General features: G+C 26.4%; 21 protein-coding genes and 1 pseudogene. 1 reads left to right on the forward strand and 21 read right to left on the reverse strand.

What is annotated here, in order from left to right:
* Nucleotides 1–45: 45 nt before the first annotated feature.
* Nucleotides 46–321, reverse strand: a complete 276-nt coding sequence (locus CSBG_RS13990; protein WP_008680557.1) for a PTS sugar transporter subunit IIB — start codon at nucleotides 319–321, stop codon at nucleotides 46–48.
* Nucleotides 322–334: 13 nt separating this feature from the next.
* Nucleotides 335–2,254 carry a BglG family transcription antiterminator gene (locus CSBG_RS13995; protein ID WP_008680559.1) on the reverse strand — a complete coding sequence of 640 codons (1,920 nt, stop codon included), beginning with the start codon at nucleotides 2,252–2,254 and terminating at the stop codon, nucleotides 335–337.
* A gap of 300 nt (nucleotides 2,255–2,554) precedes the next feature.
* Between CSBG_RS13995 and CSBG_RS18100 the strand changes: the two genes are divergently transcribed.
* Nucleotides 2,555–2,749, forward strand: a complete 195-nt coding sequence (locus tag CSBG_RS18100) for an NINE protein (RefSeq protein ID WP_276508069.1) — start codon at nucleotides 2,555–2,557, stop codon at nucleotides 2,747–2,749.
* Nucleotides 2,750–2,807: 58 nt separating this feature from the next.
* Here CSBG_RS18100 and CSBG_RS14005 read toward each other — a convergent pair whose 3' ends face one another.
* From CSBG_RS14005 to CSBG_RS14095, 19 genes and pseudogenes are all read right to left on the reverse strand, one after another.
* On the reverse strand, nucleotides 2,808–3,179 hold the full coding sequence (locus CSBG_RS14005; RefSeq protein ID WP_242825282.1) for an HI0074 family nucleotidyltransferase substrate-binding subunit: 372 nt from the start codon (nucleotides 3,177–3,179) through the stop codon (nucleotides 2,808–2,810).
* 10 nt (nucleotides 3,180–3,189) lie between these two features.
* Nucleotides 3,190–3,507, reverse strand: coding sequence for a nucleotidyltransferase domain-containing protein (locus CSBG_RS14010; protein ID WP_035285446.1), 318 nt, complete (start codon nucleotides 3,505–3,507; stop codon nucleotides 3,190–3,192).
* 213 nt (nucleotides 3,508–3,720) lie between these two features.
* Nucleotides 3,721–5,472 carry a sensor histidine kinase gene (locus tag CSBG_RS14015; RefSeq protein WP_008680560.1) on the reverse strand — a complete coding sequence of 584 codons (1,752 nt, stop codon included), beginning with the start codon at nucleotides 5,470–5,472 and terminating at the stop codon, nucleotides 3,721–3,723.
* A complete protein-coding gene (locus CSBG_RS14020; RefSeq protein ID WP_008680562.1) occupies nucleotides 5,447–7,015 on the reverse strand; it encodes a response regulator in 1,569 nt (522 codons plus the stop codon). Before CSBG_RS14020 ends, CSBG_RS14015 begins: the two co-directional genes overlap by 26 nt.
* An 88-nt stretch (nucleotides 7,016–7,103) precedes the next feature.
* Nucleotides 7,104–10,493, reverse strand: a complete 3,390-nt coding sequence (locus CSBG_RS14025) for a glycoside hydrolase family 2 TIM barrel-domain containing protein (protein WP_035285987.1) — start codon at nucleotides 10,491–10,493, stop codon at nucleotides 7,104–7,106.
* A gap of 188 nt (nucleotides 10,494–10,681) precedes the next feature.
* Nucleotides 10,682–11,542, reverse strand: coding sequence for a carbohydrate ABC transporter permease (locus tag CSBG_RS14030; RefSeq protein WP_008680565.1), 861 nt, complete (start codon nucleotides 11,540–11,542; stop codon nucleotides 10,682–10,684).
* The gene (locus tag CSBG_RS14035; protein WP_008680568.1) at nucleotides 11,535–12,431 is read right to left on the reverse strand and encodes a sugar ABC transporter permease; all 897 of its coding nucleotides are present in this window, start codon (nucleotides 12,429–12,431) and stop codon (nucleotides 11,535–11,537) included. The genes CSBG_RS14030 and CSBG_RS14035 overlap by 8 nt, the downstream gene beginning before the upstream one ends.
* Nucleotides 12,432–12,518: 87 nt before the next feature.
* Entirely contained in the window at nucleotides 12,519–13,823 is a 1,305-nt protein-coding gene (locus CSBG_RS14040; protein ID WP_008680570.1) for an extracellular solute-binding protein, read from the reverse strand.
* Between the two features lie 354 nt (nucleotides 13,824–14,177).
* Nucleotides 14,178–15,338: a hypothetical protein gene (locus tag CSBG_RS14045; protein WP_008680572.1), complete on the reverse strand. Its 1,161-nt coding sequence runs from the start codon at nucleotides 15,336–15,338 to the stop codon at nucleotides 14,178–14,180.
* A 14-nt stretch (nucleotides 15,339–15,352) separates the two neighbouring features.
* Nucleotides 15,353–16,435, reverse strand: coding sequence for a glycosyltransferase (locus CSBG_RS14050; RefSeq protein WP_008680574.1), 1,083 nt, complete (start codon nucleotides 16,433–16,435; stop codon nucleotides 15,353–15,355).
* Between the two features lie 55 nt (nucleotides 16,436–16,490).
* Nucleotides 16,491–16,970 (reverse strand): PssE/Cps14G family polysaccharide biosynthesis glycosyltransferase, encoded by a 480-nt coding sequence (pssE, locus tag CSBG_RS14055; RefSeq protein WP_008680576.1) that lies wholly within the window; start codon nucleotides 16,968–16,970, stop codon nucleotides 16,491–16,493.
* A gap of 36 nt (nucleotides 16,971–17,006) precedes the next feature.
* Nucleotides 17,007–18,464 (reverse strand): oligosaccharide flippase family protein, encoded by a 1,458-nt coding sequence (locus CSBG_RS14060; protein ID WP_008680579.1) that lies wholly within the window; start codon nucleotides 18,462–18,464, stop codon nucleotides 17,007–17,009.
* A gap of 203 nt (nucleotides 18,465–18,667) precedes the next feature.
* Nucleotides 18,668–19,639: a glycosyltransferase gene (locus tag CSBG_RS14065; protein ID WP_008680581.1), complete on the reverse strand. Its 972-nt coding sequence runs from the start codon at nucleotides 19,637–19,639 to the stop codon at nucleotides 18,668–18,670.
* A gap of 12 nt (nucleotides 19,640–19,651) precedes the next feature.
* Nucleotides 19,652–20,353, reverse strand: a complete 702-nt coding sequence (locus tag CSBG_RS14070; protein ID WP_008680583.1) for a glycosyltransferase — start codon at nucleotides 20,351–20,353, stop codon at nucleotides 19,652–19,654.
* A 156-nt stretch (nucleotides 20,354–20,509) separates the two neighbouring features.
* Nucleotides 20,510–21,355 (reverse strand): ATP-grasp fold amidoligase family protein, encoded by an 846-nt coding sequence (locus CSBG_RS14075; protein ID WP_008680584.1) that lies wholly within the window; start codon nucleotides 21,353–21,355, stop codon nucleotides 20,510–20,512.
* A complete protein-coding gene (gene pssD / locus CSBG_RS14080; protein WP_051005292.1) occupies nucleotides 21,315–21,809 on the reverse strand; it encodes a PssD/Cps14F family polysaccharide biosynthesis glycosyltransferase in 495 nt (164 codons plus the stop codon). The genes CSBG_RS14075 and pssD overlap by 41 nt, the downstream gene beginning before the upstream one ends.
* A 46-nt stretch (nucleotides 21,810–21,855) precedes the next feature.
* Nucleotides 21,856–23,178 carry a UDP-glucose/GDP-mannose dehydrogenase family protein gene (locus tag CSBG_RS14085; protein WP_008680586.1) on the reverse strand — a complete coding sequence of 441 codons (1,323 nt, stop codon included), beginning with the start codon at nucleotides 23,176–23,178 and terminating at the stop codon, nucleotides 21,856–21,858.
* 13 nt (nucleotides 23,179–23,191) lie between these two features.
* Nucleotides 23,192–23,787 (reverse strand): annotated as a pseudogene (locus CSBG_RS14090) (sugar transferase).
* Between the two features lie 159 nt (nucleotides 23,788–23,946).
* Nucleotides 23,947–24,558, reverse strand: coding sequence for a Wzz/FepE/Etk N-terminal domain-containing protein (locus CSBG_RS14095; RefSeq protein ID WP_008680589.1), 612 nt, complete (start codon nucleotides 24,556–24,558; stop codon nucleotides 23,947–23,949).
* Between the last annotated feature and the right edge of the window lie 190 nt (nucleotides 24,559–24,748).

The raw sequence follows: 24,748 nt of genomic DNA on the forward strand, positions 1-24,748 counted from the left end.
ATTACGTAGCACATTATTGATTAAAAAGTCCATATAAATCTCCTCCTAACGTTCACTTAAGAATTTCTCTAATACTTCTCTTACTTCTACTAAGTCCATATATTTTTTTACTGGATAAACAGGAACATTACATGTACCTTCTAATTCTCTATGAAGCTCTGCGCTAGTTAATATAACATCACAATCTGCTCCTCTTGCATCATTTATGTCAGTATTATTTACCTCAGCACTTATATTCATTTCCTTTAACACTTTTTCTATTGACATCTTTAATATCATTGAAGAACCTACTCCAAACCCACAAACAGCTAAAATTTTCATAATATAATACCTCCTAATTTTGATCATTTATAATTTTTAATATTTTTTTTGAATCACCATCTCTAAAAATCTTTAAGTTTTCTTCATCATATAAAAGTTCTGATAATGAAGCTAAAGCCTTTATATGACTATTATTATCAACTGTTGCAAGAACCATAAATATATTTACTGGCTTACCTAAAAGATCTACTTCTTCTTCTACAGTTAATAAGGACATCGATAATCTATTAACTCCTTCTTTTGCATTTGCATGAGGTAAAGCAAACCTATCAGCTAGTACTATATATGGACCATGTTTTTTTATACTTTCTATCATAGCTTCCACATATTCTTCTTTTATAGATCCATCTTCTAATAATGGTCTTGCTGCAACTTTGATAGCCTCCTCCCAATCTTTAACTTTAGATACTTTTCTTACTCTTTGCTCATTAATTAATTCTTTTAACATTGGTTGGTATGCCTCCTTTTCGTCCATTTGATATATTATTTTTATTAAGTCATTTTTCAAATTATCGTAATTTATTATATTTGCATTCCTTTTTATTGCTTGCATTATTAGCTCAATATTAAATTGTAAATTACTTTGGTTAAATGTTACTAATTTATCCATCAATAATTTAATATCTAACTTAGTTAACATTGGATTTACTACTATAACATTTTCTTTATTGGGGATTTCTACTGTTGAAACTATGTAGTCATAATCTATATCAGAACATTGCATATCTTTTATTGACATAACTCCTATAATATCTATAGCAGGAATGTACTTATATAATTGAATTTCAATATTTTTTGATATTAATAATCCATTAGGACATACAACTAACACTTTTTTGCGTATATCTACCTCTGTTTCAGTACCTCTTAAATATCCTCCAAAGTATGCTGCAATAAAACCTATTTCTTCTTCCCTTATCCCTATAAAATCTGGGAAGTCATTTTTATCCTCTAAAATAGATTTAATTATTTTATATAAGGAATCATGTTTTCTTTTTATTTCTTCTAATGAAGGATTACTTATTGGGAATCTAAATCTTATTCTGTAATATGAAGACAATAAATGTCTTTTAATATTTTTCTTAAATACATTTTTATTTTCTAATTGAATAGCTGTATTAACTTCAAATCTTCTTATTAATTTATCAACATATTTTTCAATTATATCCTCAGAAACATTATTATTTAGACTTGGAAGTGTACTTATATATGCACATAAATATGATATTTCTTCTTCATTAGCATCTTCACTCAAAAGAGTTTTAGTCAAATTATAATATTCAAAGCCTTTTACATCAGATTTAAATTTATAAGAATTTATTGTATATCCATTTTTTATTCTTCTATTTATAAACTCTGCAAACTTTGAAAGATTAGTTAAAGAATAATCGGTAAGTTTAAGAAAACACTTACTATCAAAATCTAGTATTTTTTTATTATAATCTTTTAATAACTCCCTATCTTCTTCCATCAATAGTATGTAAAGGTCCCTTATTTTTGTTTCATCACCAACTATTTTATAGCCTCTCTTATAAACTAATGTTAACCCCATATTTCTAAGATCATTCTTTAAATATTCAAAGGTTTGAACTATAGTATTTTTAGAAAGTATCATTTCGTTAGATAAAACTTCTATTGTGACTTTTTCTTCATTAAGTATTTTATATAGAATATAATTTTTTCTATTTTCTATATTTATATAATCATCTTCTTCAATATAAAGCTTTTTATGTAGCAAGTTGTAATCTCCTATAAATGAAAATGCATGATTTATATTTCTTACTTCGCCACAGTCTTTTATAAAATAGTTTATATCTTCAATATCATAATAAAGAGTTCTTTTTGATATATTGAATTCTTCAATTAAAGTTTTAGATTTTATACTTCCCTTTTCTAAGATTGATTCTAATATACTTCTTGCTCTTTCTTTCATCTTCATCCCTCGTTTTCATTATCACTTTTTTGCTTGTTATTAACAATACCAAATCATTGCACAATACTATAAGGTTTTCATTTAGATTTGCAAATTATAATAAACTTTATATATAAAGATTAATAAAGATAATTTTTCTTACGTTAATAATAAAACTTATACAAATTTCTATATAAACATTTCAATTAACTTGAAAATATATACCTTTTATTTCTCAATTAAATAATATTTTCTTATATATTATAGCGTCTAAAAATACGTTATAATATAGATATATTAAATAGTGATTTTAGTAAGTATATAGCCGCTTTTCTTGCAATTTTCTTTGGAATGTTTGGTGCTCAGAAATTTTACTTAGGTAAATATAAGATTGGAATAATATATTTTATATTAAGTTTTACAGGTATTATAGGAATTATTGAATTAATAAGTTTCTTAGAAGGGCTTATCTATTTATTTACACCAGAAGAAGAATTTTTTGAAAAATATTTATAAATAAAAACATTTAGCCTCAGGGGCAGTACCCCTGAGGCCTTTTATTATTTTTAAAAACTTATAATAGCTTTTCTAAGTTCTCTACTAACTCACCAATAGCATCAACATATTTATTAACTATTCTATCTGCTATTTCATTAGACATATTTTCATTATAAATATGTAACGTAGAATTTCTATCTTCTAATAAATTTATCCATACTTTATCATCTGAAATCAAATTATTCACATATGCCTTCTTAAAAATAGTACGTGGAAATGAGTTTTCTAGGGTAGCTCCTAAATACTTCATAAATTCCTTTAAGGTTTTATGAGTTAATTCATAAGTAAATTCAAATCTTTGTATTAAACTATCTCTTATTATATCATTTTTCCCATCATATAAATCACTGACTTCTTTTAATCTTGAATAAGCTTTTTTTAAATTCATATATTTAAAGTCAATGCTTCTCATATATAACTATCCCTTCTTTATTTACTTGTTCAATAAATATCTCATCCTCTATTGAATTCATATTTGAAAAATCAAATTCTAATAAGGTATCTGTATTATTTTCTATATCTTCAATAAATTCTAACAGGTCTGAAGATTTAACATCTAAATATATCGCTAAATCAATATCACTTCTAGGTGAGTTATCTTTTCTTGCTCTTGAACCAAATAAAACTACTTTTTTAATATTATGATATTTTCTAGATATTTCTTTTATTTCTTCTATAATATCGTCCTCTAAATTATAGTCTATTTTATTAAGCAAACAATCACCTCTTCCACATTTTAAAATTATACTAGGCTTTATATAATTTATTATAATCTAATATTATATAATTACTTCACCATAAATTAAATATTTATATTCATTTCCAATTTAAAATATAGCACTCTTAAAATCATTTAATTTCCTATTATAATAATTAAGAACTAAATAATCTATTATTATATTCTCATATCGATATAACAAGCATAATTTCTACTTCTTCATAGGTAATAAAATCGTCACGGTTGTTCCTTTATTTAGCTTACTTTTTATTTCTATTCCATATTCATTTCCATAAATAAGTTTAATTCTACTATCAACATTATTTACACCTATTCCACTAAAGTGATCATTTTTTGTTTCTTTTTTTTCTTTTACTTTTTCTAAGGTTTCTTCTTCTATTCCCACACCATTATCATATATTTCTATTTTTATATTTTCACCTTGCTCCTTTATGAAAACTTGTATCTTTCCTTCCTCATCTGATGGAAAACCATGAAAGAATGAGTTTTCAATAAATGGTTGTAATATTAGCTTAGGAACTAAGTAATCATTACAATCAGGCATTATAAAATATTCAACTTTTATTCTATCACCGTATCTAATATTATTAATAAATACGTAGTTCTTTATATTTTCTATTTCATCTTCTATAGTAATAAATTCATCTGTCTTACTAATTGTATTTCTTAGTAAATTTATAAATGAATCTAAGGCACTTATTGATTTATCATTATTTCCTTGCCATATGAGCCATTTAATACTTGATAAAGTATTAAAAATATAATGTGGATTTATTTGCATCTGTAAGGCATGTATTTCTGCTGCTCTCTTTTCTTTTTGTACCTTAACTAGCTCATGTATATATTTATTTAAATCCTTTATCATATAATTAAATGTAGCTGATAATTCTTTTACTTCCTCTGGACCACTTACCTCTATACATTCATCAAATTTTCCATCTCTTACATTAGACATCTTTTCAGTAAGTAAGTATAAAGGCTTTGTCATTTGTCTAACTATTAAAAATATACCTATCAAAATACACAATGTTATCACGAAGCAAATTAGCATTATATTGCCAATATCATACATTTTACCTAATGCCTTATGATTATCAACAGTACCACAGATAGTTAAATTACAATAAGGAAGCCTTTGAATCAAGATAGTATTTTTATTGCTATTATAAATTTTACTTAACTCTTCTTTTGAAACAAGCTCTTCTATACTTTCTTTAAATTCCTCCTGTACATCTCCGATGTTTTCCTTTTTATTTGAAGATAAAACAACATTATTTTCATTTAACAAAACTACATCATTTATTTCTAAAGTAAAATAATCATAGAACTTCTCAAAATCTTTTTCTTTTATAGTAAAATAAATAATTCCATATGGTTCGCCATCCTTTAAATTCAAAGTTTTGGTTATAACTATTACAGGTTCATCCTTTGTAGAAGATGTAAAACCATTTTCTAAATACTGATATAGTATAGTATCGCTTTTGCCTAATGAATTTTGGGATATATCCATACTCAATATTTCATTTGGCCTAATAGTTAAAAGCTCTGATCTATTTAAAAATGATGAACCATTCAACCCTAATATTAATACACTTATGTCATATGTATTAGTAGCTAATGCAGATTTCATTTGTCTTTTTAGATCAAATATAGTTTGAGACATTTCCTCTACTTCTAGGTTTTCTTCAGTAAAATATGTTTTAAAAGCTCTATGTGAATTTACAGAGTTTATAACTTTAACTAGTTCACCATGAAAATCATATATTTTATCATTTACTTGTCCAAATATTTTTTTCTGAGAATCACTATAGGTATCAGTAAAAATCCCTTTTGAAATATTTATTATAATATAACTAATTGAAACTGATACACAAATAACTCCAGCAACAACAACGCATAATATTTTAAAAAACAGGCTATTTGTTTTCAGATTCTTTTTCATTAATTAAAACTCCTTTAATCTGATTTAACCTTCTATAGTTGCTTGGAGTATATCCTACTATTTTCTTAAAAACTCTACAAAAATAACTGTGATCAGAATATCCAACTATACTACTTATTTCTGATACATATGCCTTATTTTCTTTCAATAACTCACAAGCTTTTTCAACTCTAATTCTGTTTAAATATTCTGAAAATCCTTCTTTACAGTGATTGTTAAAGTAAAATGAAAGATAGTAATAATTAAAATTAAACGCTTTTGCTATATCGCTAAGCTCTAAAGGCTTATCATAATGCTCATTAATATATTCTAAAATCTCTTTTATTCTTTGTTCTTCCATATTTACATTCTTAGAAATAATATCTTTGAGTTCTAAAATTATGTGATTTATTTCTTCAGCAAAATCTTGTGAATATGCTGCATTGTCTATTTTCTTAAAGTATAATTGCCTAAGTTCATCCGTTTCTATATCATAAGACTCCAAGCTTACTACTACATTGTATAATAAGTTCTTAACTAGATTTTTAAGCTTGTACTCATCCATCATTGAATTTATTGCATAATCCACATATTCCTTTATCATATTAATTGCTGAATTAAATTCTTTTGATTTTATATAATTTGAATATTTATTTGAATCAAATTTTTCTATCTTACTTCTAATTTCTATACGTTCTGTATTTAATAAGAAATCACTTTTATAGTAAAATTTTTGAGCTAGATATGGAATGAATTTTTTATTATAAATATCTTTAACTTTGCAAATGTTATCAAATTTAGGTGTAATTATAAATAATATATTTTCTTGAGGAAAGATATTTCTTTCGATATGAGTTTTAATTTTATCTACTATTTCTTTATCATTACTTACTTTATAATTAATTATATATAGAAGTATTTCATCATTAATAATCAGCTTTAGATAAGAATAGTTTTTATTCAAAATAAAAAATTCTTCTACTTTTCTTTTAATTCTCTTTATACTTTCCTTATTCTTTCCAAATGATTGTTTTAAATTTATCCCCAAAATTCTAAAACAAGTATCAGGAAATAAATTTAAATATTTATTAACATCTAGCTTAGAATCAAATCCAAGTAAATATCTTTCAATTAAATTATTATAATATATATCTTCATTTTTAACTAATTCTAGTCCTGGTATCCTATCAACTGCCTTCTTTAAGGTTACTAATAATTGTTCTGGGTTTAAAGTTGGCTTTAATATATAATCTACAGCTCCACTTAGAAGAGTATCTTTAACATATTCAAAATTATCATAACTACTTAAAATTATAATTTGCAAATCAGGATATCTCTTTTGCACAACTTTAGAAAAATCAACTCCATTTAATATGGGCATAACTATATCTGAAATTATTATGTTAGGCTTTAGTTTCTCTATTAAATCTAGAGCTTCTTGCCCATTTGTTGCCTCCCCAACTATTGTAAAGCCTTCTTTTTCCCATTCAAGCATATGCTTCATTCCCTGCCTCATAATAAATTCATCTTCTACTATTAAAACTTTACAATAATTTTTACTCATAATAACACCCTCTCATTTTGTAAAAAATTAATCCCCAGGAGCAATGCCCCTGGGGCCAAATCTTCTGGAAATCCAGGGACATTAGATACTACGCCTTACATATAATAAATTTTAAATTTATATCTTCATTAGATGGTATTGTATATTCATCATGCACTAAAGCACCCCAGCTATCATCTCCACCTATTCCCATTTGTTTTGCTATTATACGCACCCAAGTATAATTAATTTGTGGAAGTTCTTCTATATGCATAGCATTTTCAAGTTCATATGCACTATATGGCAATACACTTAATTCAAATGGCATATCTACATATTTAAAGCATAGCCCTTCATTTTTGTTATTTGTTACATTTGCCCATCTTACACCTGTTCTATTACCACATTCTTGTGGAATTAAATATCTTGAAAGATTATTTATAGAACTATTTTTATATCTTCCAAGTCTTGCTCCATTATTACGATCTATATAATTTTCATCTGGACCATACCCATAATATTCAAAATTGCTTAATTCTTTTTTAAGCTTAAAATCTATAGCAAATATAGGCAACTCTGATAACCCTTGTACACCTTTATAGTGTATATTTACTTCTATATTTCCATCTGGAGTTACTGTATATTTAACTACATTGTTAGTCTTAACACTTGTTGGCATTTCAAAAGTATAGGTTAATATTATTTTATCATTTTCTTCTATACATTCAAACCTTTCTAACCTTTGATGCATACCTGCAATTTGCCATTGTGATGTTCTAAAATTATGTCCATTACCTCTATCATTATCTGTAGTTGCTCTAAAAAATGAAGTTCTTGGAACTCTTGTTATATATTCAATTCCTTCATAGCAAAGAGAAATTAATCCTGCTTCTTGCTTAGAGAACATCATTCTAAAGTTTTTTCCAACTACTCCTATATTCACATCTCCATGAATTATTCTAAATGTTGACCTAGAGCATAAATCTAAAACCTTGCTATGGCTAGAGTTCGAACTTAAATCTAAGTTTTGATGTATTATGTTGTTTTCTTCATTATTTACCACATTATTTTCATTTTCTTTATTAGCTTTATTGGCTTTATCATTGCTATTACTAAAGTTAATTAGTTTATCAACTTTTTTATATCCATTAGCATCAATAATATAAACTGATTGACCAAAAGACATTTCAAATCCCTTACTTGCCCATAACGAATCTTCACTTAATCTCATAGATATATTATAAGTATATTCACCAAAATCTTCAATATTTGGATATTCTACATAAATATACTTCTCTGTCCCCGGTGTAACATCAGCTTTAATAACTGTTTCAAATACTCTGCTACCTTCTTTTTCTATATAAGCAATAAAATCATAATTATCTGTTCCAATAAATAAGTTATTATTTTTTATAGTAACCCCTTTATTATCTGGAATAAGTTTTACATTTGAGTAAAGTTCTTTAACCTCTTGAACTTTTGGAGATATAGTTCTATCTGCATAAATAATTCCATCTGTACAGAAACAATAGTCAGTTGCCCTATCATCAAAATCTCCACCATATGCAAATACCTTTTTGCCATCCTTATTAATTACTTCTATTGCTTGATCTATATAATCCCATATAAATCCACCTTGATACATTTGATATTTATCTTCAAGATCAGTATATAACTTCATTCCTCCACAGGAATTTCCCATTGCATGCATATATTCACAACTTATATATGGCTTTTTAGGATTATTATTTAAATATTTTTCTATATCTAATGGCTTTGCATACATCCTGCTTTCCATATCACTTATTTCATCAAATTCTCTATTCCAAAATACTCCTTCATAATGAACTAATCTACTATCATCATTTTTATGAAAATACTTTGTCATTTCTAAAATATTACTTCCAGCATAAGATTCATTACCACATGACCATATTAAAATTGATGGATGATTTTTATCTCTTTGTAGCATTGACTCTGCTCTATCTACTACAACATCTTTCCACTCTGGAATTGAGCCTGGCACATTCCATTCTGGATCACAAGCCCCCATCTTTTGCCATGATCCATGACTTTCTAGGTTAGCTTCATCTATTAAATAAATTCCATATTCATCACAAAGATCATACCAAAAACTTTGATTAGGATAATGTGATGTTCTTACAGCATTTATGTTATTTTGCTTTAAGAAATTTATATCCCATAACATATCTTCTTTTGTTATTGCACGTCCATTTTTAGAACTAAATTCATGTCTATTTACACCTTTAAAAACTATTCTTTTTCCATTTAAACACATAATATTATTAATTAATTCAAAGCGTCTAAATCCAACTTTTTGAGGTACTATTTCTATTAAATTTCCTTCAGAATCTAAGATTTCAATATATAAAGTATATAAATTTGGTTCTTCAGCGCTCCAAAGATTAACTTCATTTATTGTTGTATTAATTCTTACTTTTGTATAAGTATCATTTGTTCTAGCAATATTATCCTCATATAAAGCTAATTTATTATTATCAATAATATCCTCATTAATATCTTTACTATTATTTATATCGTTAATCTCACTATTATCATCGCTTGTGCAATCATTGAAATTATTGCTTCTATTATTAATAGTTCTACTACTATCAATAATAAATTCATTTTCTTTAAAATTATGAACTAACTTTCCATTGCTATTTTTCAAATAAGCTTGCACCTGAAAATCTCCACATTCAAGTAGCCCTGTTAATTTCATTTTTATATTTAATTTCCCATTAGTATAGGTATCATCTAATCCAGCCTTTACAAATAAATCTTGCACATGGTACTTTGGAATTGCATATAAATAAACGTCTCTAAATATTCCTGAGAATCGCCAAAAGTCTTGATCTTCTATCCAACTTGCACTGCTTCTTTTATAAACCTCAACTGCTAATTTATTTTCTCCGTTGTTTAAATAATTCGTTATTTCAAATTCTGATGGTGTGAAAGTATCTTCACTGTATCCTATAAATTCTCCATTTATCCATACATAAAATGCTGTTTCAACTCCTTGGAATGAAATATAAACATTTTTATCTTTTAACTCTTCATTTAATTCAAAATACTTAACATAACTTCCAACTGGGTTATAATCTTTTGAAATATGGGGCGGTCTTAATTCTTCTACTCCATCCCACGGATACATTGTATTTATATATTGACACTTATCATATCCTTGCATTTGAATATGTCCTGGAACATTTATATAATCAAAACTACTACAATCAAAATCTTCTTTATAGAAATCCTTAATTCTATTACTTGGATTAACAGCATAAGAAAATTTCCATTTACCATTTAAACTTTGCTTAAGTGGCATATTATACCCTAACTTTAAATCTTCCCTCTTCTCATAAAACAAATGATCTGAGTGAGCATCTATTCTATTAATTCTAAAAATTTCTGGATCTTCCAACCAATCTAAACTTGGGCTTAAGTTTTGTTTTAAGTCTAATTTTCTTGACTGTATGTTACCTTTTATTTTTTCATGCAAATCTATTTTTTTATCCAATATAATTCTCTCCAATCCCTTATATTTTTCTACATTTATTACTAAGAAAGAAAATGAACCTCCGAAGTAATCCCAATTACATTTCCCCAGTTGCCCACTTTCTTTTTTATTTCCTTTTGAAACTTTTACTTTTAATTATCTTTTAACTACCCCTTAATTGATCCTGTCATACCTGCAACAAAGTGCTTTTGCATTAAGAAGAATATTAAAGCTGTAGGTAATGTTGCTATTACAACAGCAGTCATTATCATTCCATAATCTGGTGTATATGATGAACCTAAAGCTGATATTACAAGTGGTAAGGTTCTTTTATCAGGTGATTGTAATGCGATAAGTGGCCATAAATAACTATTCCAACTAGCCATAAATGTAACTATTGTAGCTGCTGCATAAGTTGATTTCATAGTTGGCATATAGATTCTAAAGAATATAGCTAATTCTCCAAGTCCATCTATCCTTGCTGCTTCCATTAAATCCTTTGGAAAAGTCTTTGTATTTTGTCTAAAGAAGAAAATTAAAAATGCTGTTGCAACTGAAATAATTATTACTGCACCATGAGTATTTAATGATATTCCTTTTAATCCAGGAATATTATTCATCTTACTAAATAATCTAAACAAAGGAACTATTAATGCTGCAAATGGTACCATCATAGATAATAATATAAAATTAAATATCTTATCTCTGGTTTTTGTTTTATATATTTCAAATGCATAACCTGCCAATGAAGAAACTAACATAGCTAATGCTGTTGTGATAACTGCAATTATCAAAGAATTTTTGAAGGCTACCGTATATTTAAGATCTGATGCTAAAAGATTTTTTAAGTTATCAAAAAAATAGCTTCCTGGTATCAAAGTACCTCTTGTAACATCAACAGACTTATTAGTTGTAGCTATTATCATCCAAATAAATGGGAAAATTGATACAAAAGATAAAATAATCAAAAATGTATATTTTATAAAACTTACTAGCTTACTTACACCCTTACTATTTTTTCTACTCATCCTTATCCCCTCCTGCTTTTAATTGAACAAATGATAGTATTACTATTATAAGAACTATTACATACGAAATTGCTGCTGCATATCCAAAGTTTGGTGAATATTTAAATAATAAATTATAAATATATTGTGAAATAGTAATTGTTGCGTTTGCTGGCCCTCCATTTGTTATATTCACAGTTTCATCGAATAATTGTAATGTTCCTATTGTAGAATTTATTGTTGTAAATAAAATTATCGGCTTTAATAATGGAAGTGTTATAGATTTAAATCTCATAAAAGCACTTGCTCCATCAATTTCAGCTGCTTCATATATTGAATCATCAATTGATTGCATTCCTGCTAAATAGAAAACCATATTATATCCTGTCCATCTCCATGTTATTGCTATTATAATTAATACTCTAGCCCATATTGGATGAGTAATCCATGCTATTGGTTGTGATATAACATTTATATTAATTAAAAATGCATTAACAAACCCATCTGTTGCAAATAAACTTTTAAATATAATTGAATATGCTACAAGAGATGTAACACATGGTAAGAATATTGCTGTTCTAAAAAATCCCCTAGCTTTTAATTTCTTATCATTTAGTATAGCCGATATAACAAGTGCTAATATAATCATAATTGGCACTTGAATTATTAAATATAATACCGTATTAAATAAGGCTTTTTTAAATGTTGAATCTGTAAGTAATCTCTTATAGTTATCAATTCCAACAAAGCTTAAATTATTGCCCATTCCACTTTGTAATGATGTTATAAAGGCTTGTATCATTGGATAAAACACAAATACAGTTACTAGTATGATACTTGGTATAACAAATAACCAAGCTTTTCTATCTAATTTATAATTTAGACTTCTATTTTTATTACTCCTTTTCAAATGTACTCCCCCTATACAAGAAATAGCCATTTACTAATTTTATTTTAATAAATGGCTACTCTCCTTATGATAATTCTTTTCTATTTATTATTGTGCTACTGCTGATTCTATTTGACTTTGGAAGGATTTTAATGTTGAATCAACATCAGCTCCATTAACTATAGCTTGAACAGCTTCAGTCATAATATCTTCTATTGCATAAGTGTGTAAACCATAATTTACTGAAGGTACTTTACTTGTCCAATCTGCAAAATCTTTAAATATTTCTTGTCCACTGAAAAATTCACTTGGCTTTGAATAATTTGGAGCTTCAGCAGCTTTATTTAAAGTACTAACTAAAGTTATAGAATCTGCTAAATCATTCATTAAATCTGTATTTGAAGCAAATGTTTTTCCAAGGAAATCTACTGCCATATCTGTATTTCCAACATTCTTAAGAACATACCAACCTGCTCCACCTATTGAAGATGCATTAACTGATTTAGAATTACTTGCCATCTTAGGGAATGCTGCTATTGCCCATTTTCCACTTTGATCTTCAGCCTTTTTAATTGAAGGTCCAATCCAGCAACCAGTAACTACTGATGCAACTTCACCATTATTAAATGCACCTACAAATTGATCCCAATCTGCTACTTGTTTTGTAATTCCTGATTTCACTAAATCATTATATATCTTTATAGAATCCTTTAATGCTTGATTATCTGCTATAGAAACTTTTCCATCAGCATCTGTATACCATGCTCCTGCACTTTGTAACATCATTCTGATTTGTCCTATATCACTAGGATCTAATGTACACATTGCAACTCCTGTTTTTTCTTTTACTGCTTTACCTATTTCAATATATTTTTCCCAAGTTAAGTTTTGCATATCTTCCTTAGTGTATCCAGCTTGCTCTATTAAATCTGTTCTATAGAATGTTGCTGCTACTCCACTATCGAAAGGTATTCCATATAATTTACCATCAACATAATTAACACCTGTCTTATAATCTGCAAAGTCTTCTCGCTTAGCTGCTGAAGATAAATCTGCAAATTCATCTTGATATGCTGTTAAATATCCTTGAATTTTATAATCTTCAATTAATACAACATTTGGAAGCCCTTCATAAGATCCAGAAGATAAGCTTGTATTTAATTTAGCCACTATATCATCCTGAGCCATTGTTACAACTTCAATTTCTGCATCTGGATTTTCCTTTTGATATATTTCTTTAGCTTTATTTGCCGCTACTATATTGAAAGCTTCATCCCATGCCCATATTGTTATCTTATTGTCTTTACTATCTCCTGTAGTATTGCCTGTGTTATCACTCTTTCCTCCACATGCTACTAATCCTAAAGTTAGTGTTGCTGCTAACAAAATTGATGTTAGTTTTTTAATTCTCATTTAAACCCCTCCATATTAAATTACATATATAATATTTTATTGGTCTTTACCTTTGATGAAAATCGCAATCTTTTGTAATGCTTTACATCTTATGTATTTATAATATCACACCTTATTTAATTTAATTTAGAATATTCTTTATTTAAACTTTTAATATTTTTAGATTTTATTTCCTTCATTACATAAGAAATGGATTATTTTTAGATACTTGGATTATTTTTAGAATTTCTATTTTTCTAGTCCGAAGTGACAATCCCTATGACACATTTACCTCCAATTAATTTACTTTCTATTTACAACAAAAATACAAAATCCAAATGGGCTAACGAAACGAGCCCCTTTGGATTTTCTATTTTATAATTTATTAATCTTTTTAATTCCATTATTTATTATTAAAAATATATAAATAATAAATATCAACACTATAAATATACCCACTGTTTCTGCTAATCCGTTATATGTGAATGGAATTATAAATATGGCAGTAAAATTAATAGCTAATAAAATATTTTTACTTCTTATAAAGTTTTGTACTGGGTAAATAAATGAAACAATTAGTAACATTATTGCAGTTATAATTCCATAATCAAAAGAAAACATAATTATTGGGTTTTCAAAATTTACAACTTCAAATAAGTATTGACTTATATAATTGGAATACCCTACACCTTTTCCAGTAAAAAACTTAGGATATACATTAAAAAATTTCATTTCTCTTATTCCAAGTAACCTTCCATTAGTTATATCTCCCCAAGAAGCTGTAGCCCTGAATTTTTCCCATATGTATTTATCAACTATTGAAGTCGATAAAAATACTATGAGTATTATAGGTAAAATAACATATGGAATTACTTTATTTCTACAACAACTAATTGCATATAGTAAACTTAATATAAGCACTATTATAAGTGAAATTCTTCCTGATGCTAAAACAGTTCCTATTAAAGCAATTAGTATATCCTTAATTATAAAAAAATCTTTCTTACTATTAAAATATTTATAATAAATACAATTTAAACTTATGAATATCCCATAATACCATCCTGAAGTTAAAGGATGTCCTACTATTCCACCAGTTCTTCCATACTTTATGCTCATAATTATTTGAATTAAAAAAGTAATATTAATAAATATATTAAATGTCTTTAATATATTAGGTAAAAGATAATTTGTATCTACATCTTTATAATTAATTAATAACATTAGTAATGGAAGTATAAATCCAATTGTAGTTCTTATAAGCTGAGATATACTATATCTATTAGCTATAAATCCTATTCCTATAAAACCAATTATTGAAAATATTAAAATAAAATTTTTCTTGCTTACTTTATTACTTCTTTTAATGAACATTAATATAATTAGTATTATTGGCATTAAATGATAGTTGAATATACTTGTATTTGTTATACTATTTAATCTTCCTCTTATACCTTGACTGATTATTACTATCATAAAAAATAAACTAAATATTAATTTTTCTTTTTTATGTGCTATTGGTTTATACAGCAACATACTTATCTCCTTATTTATTTCGCATATAATACTTCATTATATAAAACTATATGTTCTGCTATATATCTATCTACGTCAAACTTTTCCTTAAATATTTTATATGCATTTTCTTTTAATGAATTATACAAGTCCTCATTATTAAAGATTTCATTTATCTTTTCAGTAAATTTTTCTATGTTTTTTTCTTCAACTAAAAATCCATTTTCTCCACCTACTATTTCTTCCTTTGTACCTTCTATATTTGTAGCAATAACAGGTACTTGCTGTGAAAATGCTTCTAATGGTACTAATGGTAACCCCTCTATATAAGAACATAATAAAATTAAATCTATATATTTTAAATGTTCAATAACATTGTCCTTGCTTCCTAACATATATACATACTCTTCTAAATTACCTTGCTTTATATATTTATTTAAATTTTCACTTTCTTCTCCTTCTCCAATTAACAGAAATCTTATATCCTTATTAATTTTAACAGTACTTCTTGCTACATCTACAAAATCGTACACTCCTTTGTAATCAATAATCCTACTTATTTGAGCTACTAAAAAAAATCCTTTTTCTTTTAATTCTAATAATTTAGGATCTATTTCTTTATTTTTGCATTCTACTTCTATGCTGTTATATATAGTTGTTATATTTTTTTCATTTAACTTACATTTTCTTTTTAAAATTTTCTTAGCTCCTTGGCTCACAGTTATTGTCTTTATATTTTTTAGCGAAAGCCTAGTTAAATAAAATTTATTTTCAATGCATAAATGCTGAGTATGAACTACTTTTACTTTTATAAATTTTGATGCTATCTTTGACATTAACGTAGTCATTCTATGATGACTATGTATAATATCTATACTTTCTTTTTTTACTATTTTAATAATCAGTATAATATTAAAAATTATACTGAAAATATTTATACTACTTACAGGCTTTATTTTGTAATGTTTAATCCCCATTTTTTGAAATTCAATTTCTAAGCTGCCACCGTTACTTCCCACTATAATCTTATTACTACGCTTAAGCTCCTTGGAAAGCTTTATAATGCACTTAGTGTCTCCCCCTAAATGTACAGAGTTATTTAAATATAATATATTCAAATCAATAAACTCTCCTCTTTTTATATAGATAGTTTTACTCTTAGTATCTTTAGCTTTATATTTTCCTTATAAATACTTCTATTTCTTTTATAATGTTATCTGTATTTGAAATATATTCTTTTAATTCTAACTTATCTATATTAGCAATAGTATTACCTAGCATTTCAACACTTTGAGCAGCTTCTATAAATCCAATACTTTCAAACTCTGAAACTATTTGAATTTGATGATCATCTACATGCTCACCAAATTCCTTTAACCTTGGAACTGCAACTACTTTTTTTCTTTGTTTTACTGCCCAAATAATAGATCCTGTCCCTCCATGAGTTATTATAATTTTGCATTTTTTTATTATATCTTCAAATTCATCCCTATCTATAAAGTCTTTATAATTATAGTTTTTAGGTTTATACCCACTATATCCAATTTGAGCAAATACCTCTTCTGTAATTTTCTCTTCTTCTATTAATCTATCAATTTCTTTAAGCAATCTATTAAATTGGAATTTTTGAGTTCCAACTGTTATAAATATCACTATAGTCCCCCTTCTATAAAATGCTACTTAATACCCTTAATAAAATATTTTTTTCCTATCTTTTCTTTTGCTTTTTATTAAATTTAGAAGATCTGCCTTAATTGGATTGTTAAATATCAACATTAATGCTCCATAAACTAAAAAACATAATCCACATATAAATAATAAAGATATACAATTAGTTCTAACAATAAAACTACTTAAATAAACAATAATAAAATTAACACTTCCAAATAATAAATAAATATATGTGCCTTTAAACAATTCCTTCATATTTAAATACTTTCTTATTAAGACTATTTTCAAAATAGTGGATGTTAATTCAGTTAATATAATTGTTATTACTGCTCCTGTTACTCCTATAATAGGTATTAAAATTAAGTTAGAAATTATACTTACTATAGAGGCTAAAACTATTGGAATTACATATTCTCTATTTTTACTAGTTGGTATAGTAAATTGATTTGTAAAAACTAATCCTATAGGTATGATTATTGCTATCAAACTATTTACCATCATGTATGGAATTATTATATTAAAATCCTCTCCAAAAAAGATAGGTACAAATTTATTAGCTACTGCTGCCATAGAGCTTGCCCCAAATATACCAATACAAATTGTTATTTGTAATGAACTTTTTAAATACTTCTCTATATTTTTTATATCTTCTTTTTCATATAGATTGGCTATTGCTGGCATAAGTACCATACTTAAAGATGTAATAAAGGCTAATGACATTTTAGGAATCTTTAAGCTTTGTGAATAGTATCCAACATCTGTAACACTTGATAATGTTCCTACAATAATTTGATCTACAACTGTGTAAAATTGTATACATATTTGTGGAATAAGATATATAAATGATTCTCTTAAATATGGTTTTATATTTATATTAGAAACTTTAAGTTTATTTACATATTTAAATATAGAATTCCAAAATGTAATACATCCTAGTAAAGCTGATAAAGAATTAATAAGAATATATTTGTTTAAATCACTACAGCTTTTAACTAAAGTAAATATTAATATTACACTTATAATCTTTATAAATGTATTTCTAACTACTATTTTCTTAAAATTTTCTAACCCTATATAAAACCAACTTATATCTATTAACGACGATATCACAACTGGTAATTGTAATATGAATAAAAGTTTTAATGAGTTTCCTTGAATTGTAAAAAATATAATATAAGCAACAATTGATATAAGACTACTTATAACTTGCAGCAACCATATATTCCAAAAGGATTTACTTCTTTTTCCCTTATTATCCCTAGTATAAGCTATATGCTTACTTCCATATCTATCTATGCCGAATTTCCCAAACACTGAAAATACAATTGCAAAAGAACTAGTATAATTACTGATGCCAATACCATCTGCCCCTAAGACCCTTGCAATATATGGTGCTGTTATTATTGGTAAAATTAATATTAAAACTTCATACCCCATATTGTATAAATAATTTTTTACTACTCTTTTACTTCTCATAATTCTCCTTAACGATTAAGCAATCCACATCATACATATTCCATAAAATTTATATTTTCATGAATCCATAACTGTCTTTTCACTTTAATTATTTTTTTATCTAAATCTGTAATTGTCTTTTTGCTTTCACGATTTTTCTATCTAAATCAATAACTGTCTTTTTGTTTTCATGATTTTTCTTCAATGTCTATAAAAAAATTTTCTTATATTTTATTTTTTAGCTTCTTTATTAAATTAAATATCCTAAGTTTCCATAAGAGTAATCTTAATTTATCTATTTTATTTAAACTTTTTAAAAATATAAAATCTTTGAATTTAACATCTAAATCTGCATATTTAGATTTTTTTAAATCTCTATAGCTACTCTTAACATCTGTGTTAGTATAATGATAAATAAAATATGATAAGATACTTGCTCTAAATACCTTAAAGCTATTGGAATTTACTTGAATATTATTTTTAATAATATATTGAATTATACTAGTCATTGCATGATAATAATCTTCTGCTAACTTAGTATTTTTTTTATGAATAGTTGAAGTTTCTCTTTGCCTATAATAATATAAATACTCATTTATAAATGCTATTTTATTACTCTTATTAATCACTTTAAAAACTGGAAATATATCTTGAACATACCTCCCGCTTTCAAATTCAAAGTTATTTTCTAAAAGCAAACTTCTTTTAAATAACTTGTTCCATAGCTGACCTTGAATATTAAAATTTAAAATCATATCTATAACTTCACTTGAGGAATATATCTTGTCCTCCAAAACATTATAGCTAACTACTCTATTATTTTTATTATTAACTCCATAGTAAAGATTGTAATTACACATGACTATATCTGCTTTAGTTTTATTAGCCTTATTAACCATTAGTTCTAACATATTAAATTTCAAAAAATCATCTGAATCTATATATAAGACATATTCTCCTTTAGCATGTTTTAAAGCCAAATTTCTTGCCTCTGAAACTCCCTTATTTCTTTGAGATAATATTTTTACTCTCTTAAATTTCTTTTCATATTCTCTAATTATCTCCATACTTTTATCAGTAGATCCATCATCAACAAGTATTACTTCATAATTACTAAATCTTTGTTTTATAATGCTTTCTAAGCACTGCCTTAAATATTCTTCTACATTAAAAACTGGTATAATTAAGCTAATCATAAATTCACCTCTTTACCGAAAATATCTAATAGCATTCATTAATAGCTCCTTAGTTTTTGATCTTAATATTTGATGTGGCTTTCTCCAAGTTCCTTCATAATGATGAATTGTATATGTGTTTTTTGTTATTTTCGGCTCTTCCCAGGCATGTCTTTTAGGATAAAAATAATCCTTAGGATATACAACCACATCATCCCCATAATAAGAAATACTATCTTGATTCTTTATATACCCTAATTTTTTTGCCATATTTGTAATGTGAATTGGAATTGCTAATCCTTGTAAGTTCCCCTTGTATTCTGAGTAATTTATCAAATTATAATATTCTAAAATCTCTCCTAAAAACTTATCTTGCCTTCTACATCCCCATATACCAAAAGCTATTTGATCTTCCTCTTCAACTCCTGTAAATGACTTATTATCTAATAAATCATCTAATGGCTTTAAGATTTCAATATCAGTATCTAAATATATTCCTCCATAATTGTATAGAACCCAAAGTCTGCAATAATCTGATACAAATGCCCACTTTTTATCTTCATATGCTTCCTTAGTAAAACTACAAATATCTATATTAAAGTTTTCTTCATTCCACTCCATTATTTCGTAATCCTTAAGATACCTTTTCCATGTTTCCATACATTTATTTATTAACTTAGATTTTTCATTTCCCCCAAACCAGCAGTAGTGTATAACTTTAGGTATTTTATCCATAAACTTCACCACCTTTTAAATCTATTAAAGCCCCCAATTTTTTTACAGCTCCCCAATAATTCTTTAATTATTTAATTTCTATTTCTATTTATTAACCTCAACGGTCACTGCTCAATCCCCATTTTTTCCTTATCAACTTCTATTCTTTTTACTTACTTAATACTTACTGAGATCTATCATTTCAGCTATTTCTAAATCATATTCAATAGGATAAAATCCCTCTGTCCCACTAGATGGAGTAAAGGTAAGCTCTCCAAAATATAATTTATTATCTACAGCATTGAAATCAACTCTTACATAAGTAAAATCACTTGCTAATATTTCTGAAAGCTCAATTAATTTTTCTAGATTTTTTGGTTTGTCTATACACTTGGCACGATTTTTTGACTTTCCTCTAAACTTAGCTTCTGACCAATCAGGATAATAATAATTTTCCTTATATACATTGAACCTATCTGTATGAACCTCAACAAATTCAACTTTTCCATTAAAACAATGCAGGCTATACTCTATTAAACCTCCCCTATTATCTTCTAAGTACTCTTCGCATAATATCATTGTTTTTATATTTTTATATTGAAGTTCTTTTGTATATTTATAGTACTTTTCCTTCATTAACCTTCTAAGCTTTTCATTAGTTGTCTCTTTATCCAGTAATGACTTATCTGTACATATGATATTTCCACCAGATCCATTATTCAGCTTCAAAACAAATTTTTCTGGTAATTCATCATAATTTATTTCATAAACACTTTCATATATCCTATATAATTCTGGTAAATATACACTTCCTATTTTTTCTTCAACATAACTCCTAACTTGATATTTATCTACTAATAAAGTAAATTTTTCAACTTGTCCATATAGTTTTATCCATTGTATTTTTTCTCCATAATACTTTGGATCATTTAAATTTAATACCTTCCCATAAGCTCTAAAATTATCTATATATACAACAAGTTTAGTTGGCAAAAAAGCACATATCTTTCTCAACTTTTTCAATATATCCCCCCTTATAAATGACCTTAGGATATATCTTAAGCATATCTTTCCATTGAACATAAAACTGATCTGCAAATTTATATAAAAGTTTCCCTGTTAATGTAGGACTATTAATTTTTGCAAATGATTCAATAAATATAAGCTTTTTTCTAAATATCTTCGCTATTATGCAAATTGGTATAGTAACTAGAGCCCCTGTTGATATAACTACATCTGGCTTTTCCCTTAAAAATATTTTTAAAGTATTTATAATATTTACTAACATTTTTAATATAAATATCTTTTCATGCCTATTTACTTGTTTTAAATAATAAATTTTTCTATTGTCTTTTATAGCTTGATAAGATGTTTTTTCAGTTATAATAAAACTATCATACTTATCCATAATTGGCTTAAGCATCATTAGTTGATCAAAATGTCCTCCCGTGGAAGCTATAAAACAAATCTTTTTCATTTCACTCTACCATTTCACCTCCATATTTTCATATAATATGCATATTTTATTGTTCAATTTTAAAATTAAGAATTTCTCTTCTTCCTATTGAGTAATAATCTATTTTAGTCTCTTTAACTTCTTCTAATCTAAAGCAATTTCTGCCATCAAATATTATTGGTGTTTTCATTAATTCCATATATTTTTTTATTTCTATTGCTTTTATTTCCTTCCATTCGGTAAATATAAATACCATATCTGAATCTTTTAATGCGTCTTCTGGATTAGATACATAACTTATTTCTGTAGGATATTTTTTCTTAAAATTCTCTATTCCTACTGGGTCGAAGGCTACTATTTCAGCTCCTTCATCCAATAATCTTTTTATATTAAAAATTGATGGAGCTTCCCTTAAATCATCTGTTTCAGCTTTAAATGTCAATCCAAGTACCGCAACTCTTTTTCCTTTTAAACTTCCAAACCTTTGCTTTGCTTTTCTAAATAACTTAAGCTTTTGATTTTCATTTACTTCTATAGCTGCTTTTATAGTTTTTATCTCATATCCATGGTCATTTGCTAGCCAATGAAGTGCCTTAGTATCTTTAGGAAAGCATGATCCTCCATAACCTACCCCTGCATTTAAAAACTTGTCCCCGATTCTTTTATCATAGCTCATTCCTTTTACTACATCTTCTACATCTGCATTTATAATTTCACAGACATTAGCTATTTCATTAATAAAACTTATCTTTAATGCTAAAAAATCATTTGAAGCATATTTTATCATCTCAGCACTTCTTCTATCAGTGCAAATTATAGGCCTATTAAATTTACAATATATTTCTATTAATATATTTTCCGCTCTTTTTGATTCTACTCCAATTACTATTCTGCTTGCTTGCATCGTATCTACTATAGCTGTTCCCTGTGATAAAAATTCTGGATTAGATGCTACCTCAACATTTACGTTGTTAACTGTATTTTCTTTTATGAATTCTTCAATTCTTTCATTAGTTCCTATTGGCACAGTAGATTTAACTACAACTAAACAATCATTTTCTACGTTTTCAGCAATTTGTTTACATACATCAAAGATATAATCTAAATTAGCTGAACCATCTTCTCTCTCTGGAGTTCCAACTCCAATAAATACAACAGTTGCATTTTTATATACATTTTTATAATCAATAGTAAAATCTAATCTACCAGCATCAAAATTCCTTTTAATTATTTCATCTAATCCCGGCTCATATATTGGAGATTTTCCACTTTTCATTACTTCAACTTTCTTTTCATCAATATCTACACATAGTACATTATGCCCTATTTCTGAAAGACATGCTCCTGTAACTAACCCAACATAGCCCGTCCCAGCCACTACTATATTCATTCATTCCCTCCAATCAATATGCATTCTTATCTCCAAATAGCAAAATAATTGTTTTAAATATCAACTTTATATCTAACTGCATATTTCTATGATTCACATAATCGATATCTAGCTTCATCCAATCCTCAAAGCAAATATTATTTCTTCCAGATACCTGCCAATAGCAAGTAAGACCCTCTTTAGCATCCAAGATTCAAATTTTTCAACTTCACTTGGAAGACTTGGCCTTGGTCCAACCAAACTCATTTCACCCTTTAAAACATTTATTAACTGTGGTAATTCATCTATACTTGTTTTTCTTATAAACCTTCCTATTTTCGTAATCCTAGGATCGTCCCTCACTTTAAACATAGGCCCCGCCATTTCATTTTTATGCTCTATGCTTTTTCTAAGAGCTTCTGCTCCATCTACCATTGACCTAAATTTATAAATTTTAAATTCCTTTCCATGTAAACCAACCCTGGTTTGAGAAAAAAATATCCGTCCTTTGGATTCTAATTTTATTAAAACTGCTGTTACTAATAATACTGGGCTTACTAAAACAATACCTATAATCGATCCAATAATATCTATTATTCTTTTAAGGATTAAGTAACTAATAGTTTTCATACTTCCTCCTACTTTTATTAATACTGCATAATCCATTATCTTACCTTTATTAATAGAATTGATTTATTAGCTTACTATTCCTACACCTTACTAGTAATAGTATTTATTTTCATTATTATATACCCTATTTAAAATGGAGGAGTATCTAAAATAATATAATCAAACCCTTGTCTTACGGAGAAATTCCAGTAAAAATGATAATGCAATACTTACTATTAATCCTAATAAAAAGGCTATTGAAATATTAATTATTTTATTAGGACTTACTGGTTTCTCTGGAAGGCTTACTTGTTGTAACACTTTTACATTCCCATTTGGAAATAATTCTTTTGATATTTTTATAAATTCTTTTGTGATTTCTTCAATTAAATCCCTTGCCTCTTTTGCATTTTCACTTTTAAAACTAACTTCTAAAATTTGTGTATCAGCAATTGTAATCACACTTAGGTTTTCTAAAACTTCTTCTGCATTTAAATCAATATTAGCTTCTTTTGCTGCTTTTAAAATAAGGTCATTTGTTTTTATTACTTCGCAATAAGTTTTCATTAATGTCTGATACATTATTACATCACTTTGACTATAACTTTGATTTGCTTCTGTAGTTTCTTTTCCTATAAAAAGCTTTGTACTTGCTTCATATTTAGGCTCAATTACAAAAAAACTTAATACTACTGAAGCTAATGTAGATAATAATGTTATTATGACTATAATTTTTCTCCTTTTCTTCAGTATTTTTATAATTTCTTCAATACTTATTAGCTGATCTTCCAAATTACCTCCTCCATTCAGGCTCATAAGTTATTTTTTAATATCTACATAATAAAACTTATTCTTTTTCACGAATTTTCTATTAATAATGTCAAAAACTCCATTTATGTACTTTTTTTATAAAAATAATTTTTTATAAAAACTTACTATTTATCTTAATTAATATCATTCTTTTTCAATTTATTTAATTATA

This window comes from Clostridium sp. 7_2_43FAA (genome assembly GCF_000158375.2).
In the GTDB taxonomy this organism is placed as follows: Bacteria; Bacillota; Clostridia; order Clostridiales; family Clostridiaceae; genus Clostridium; species Clostridium tertium.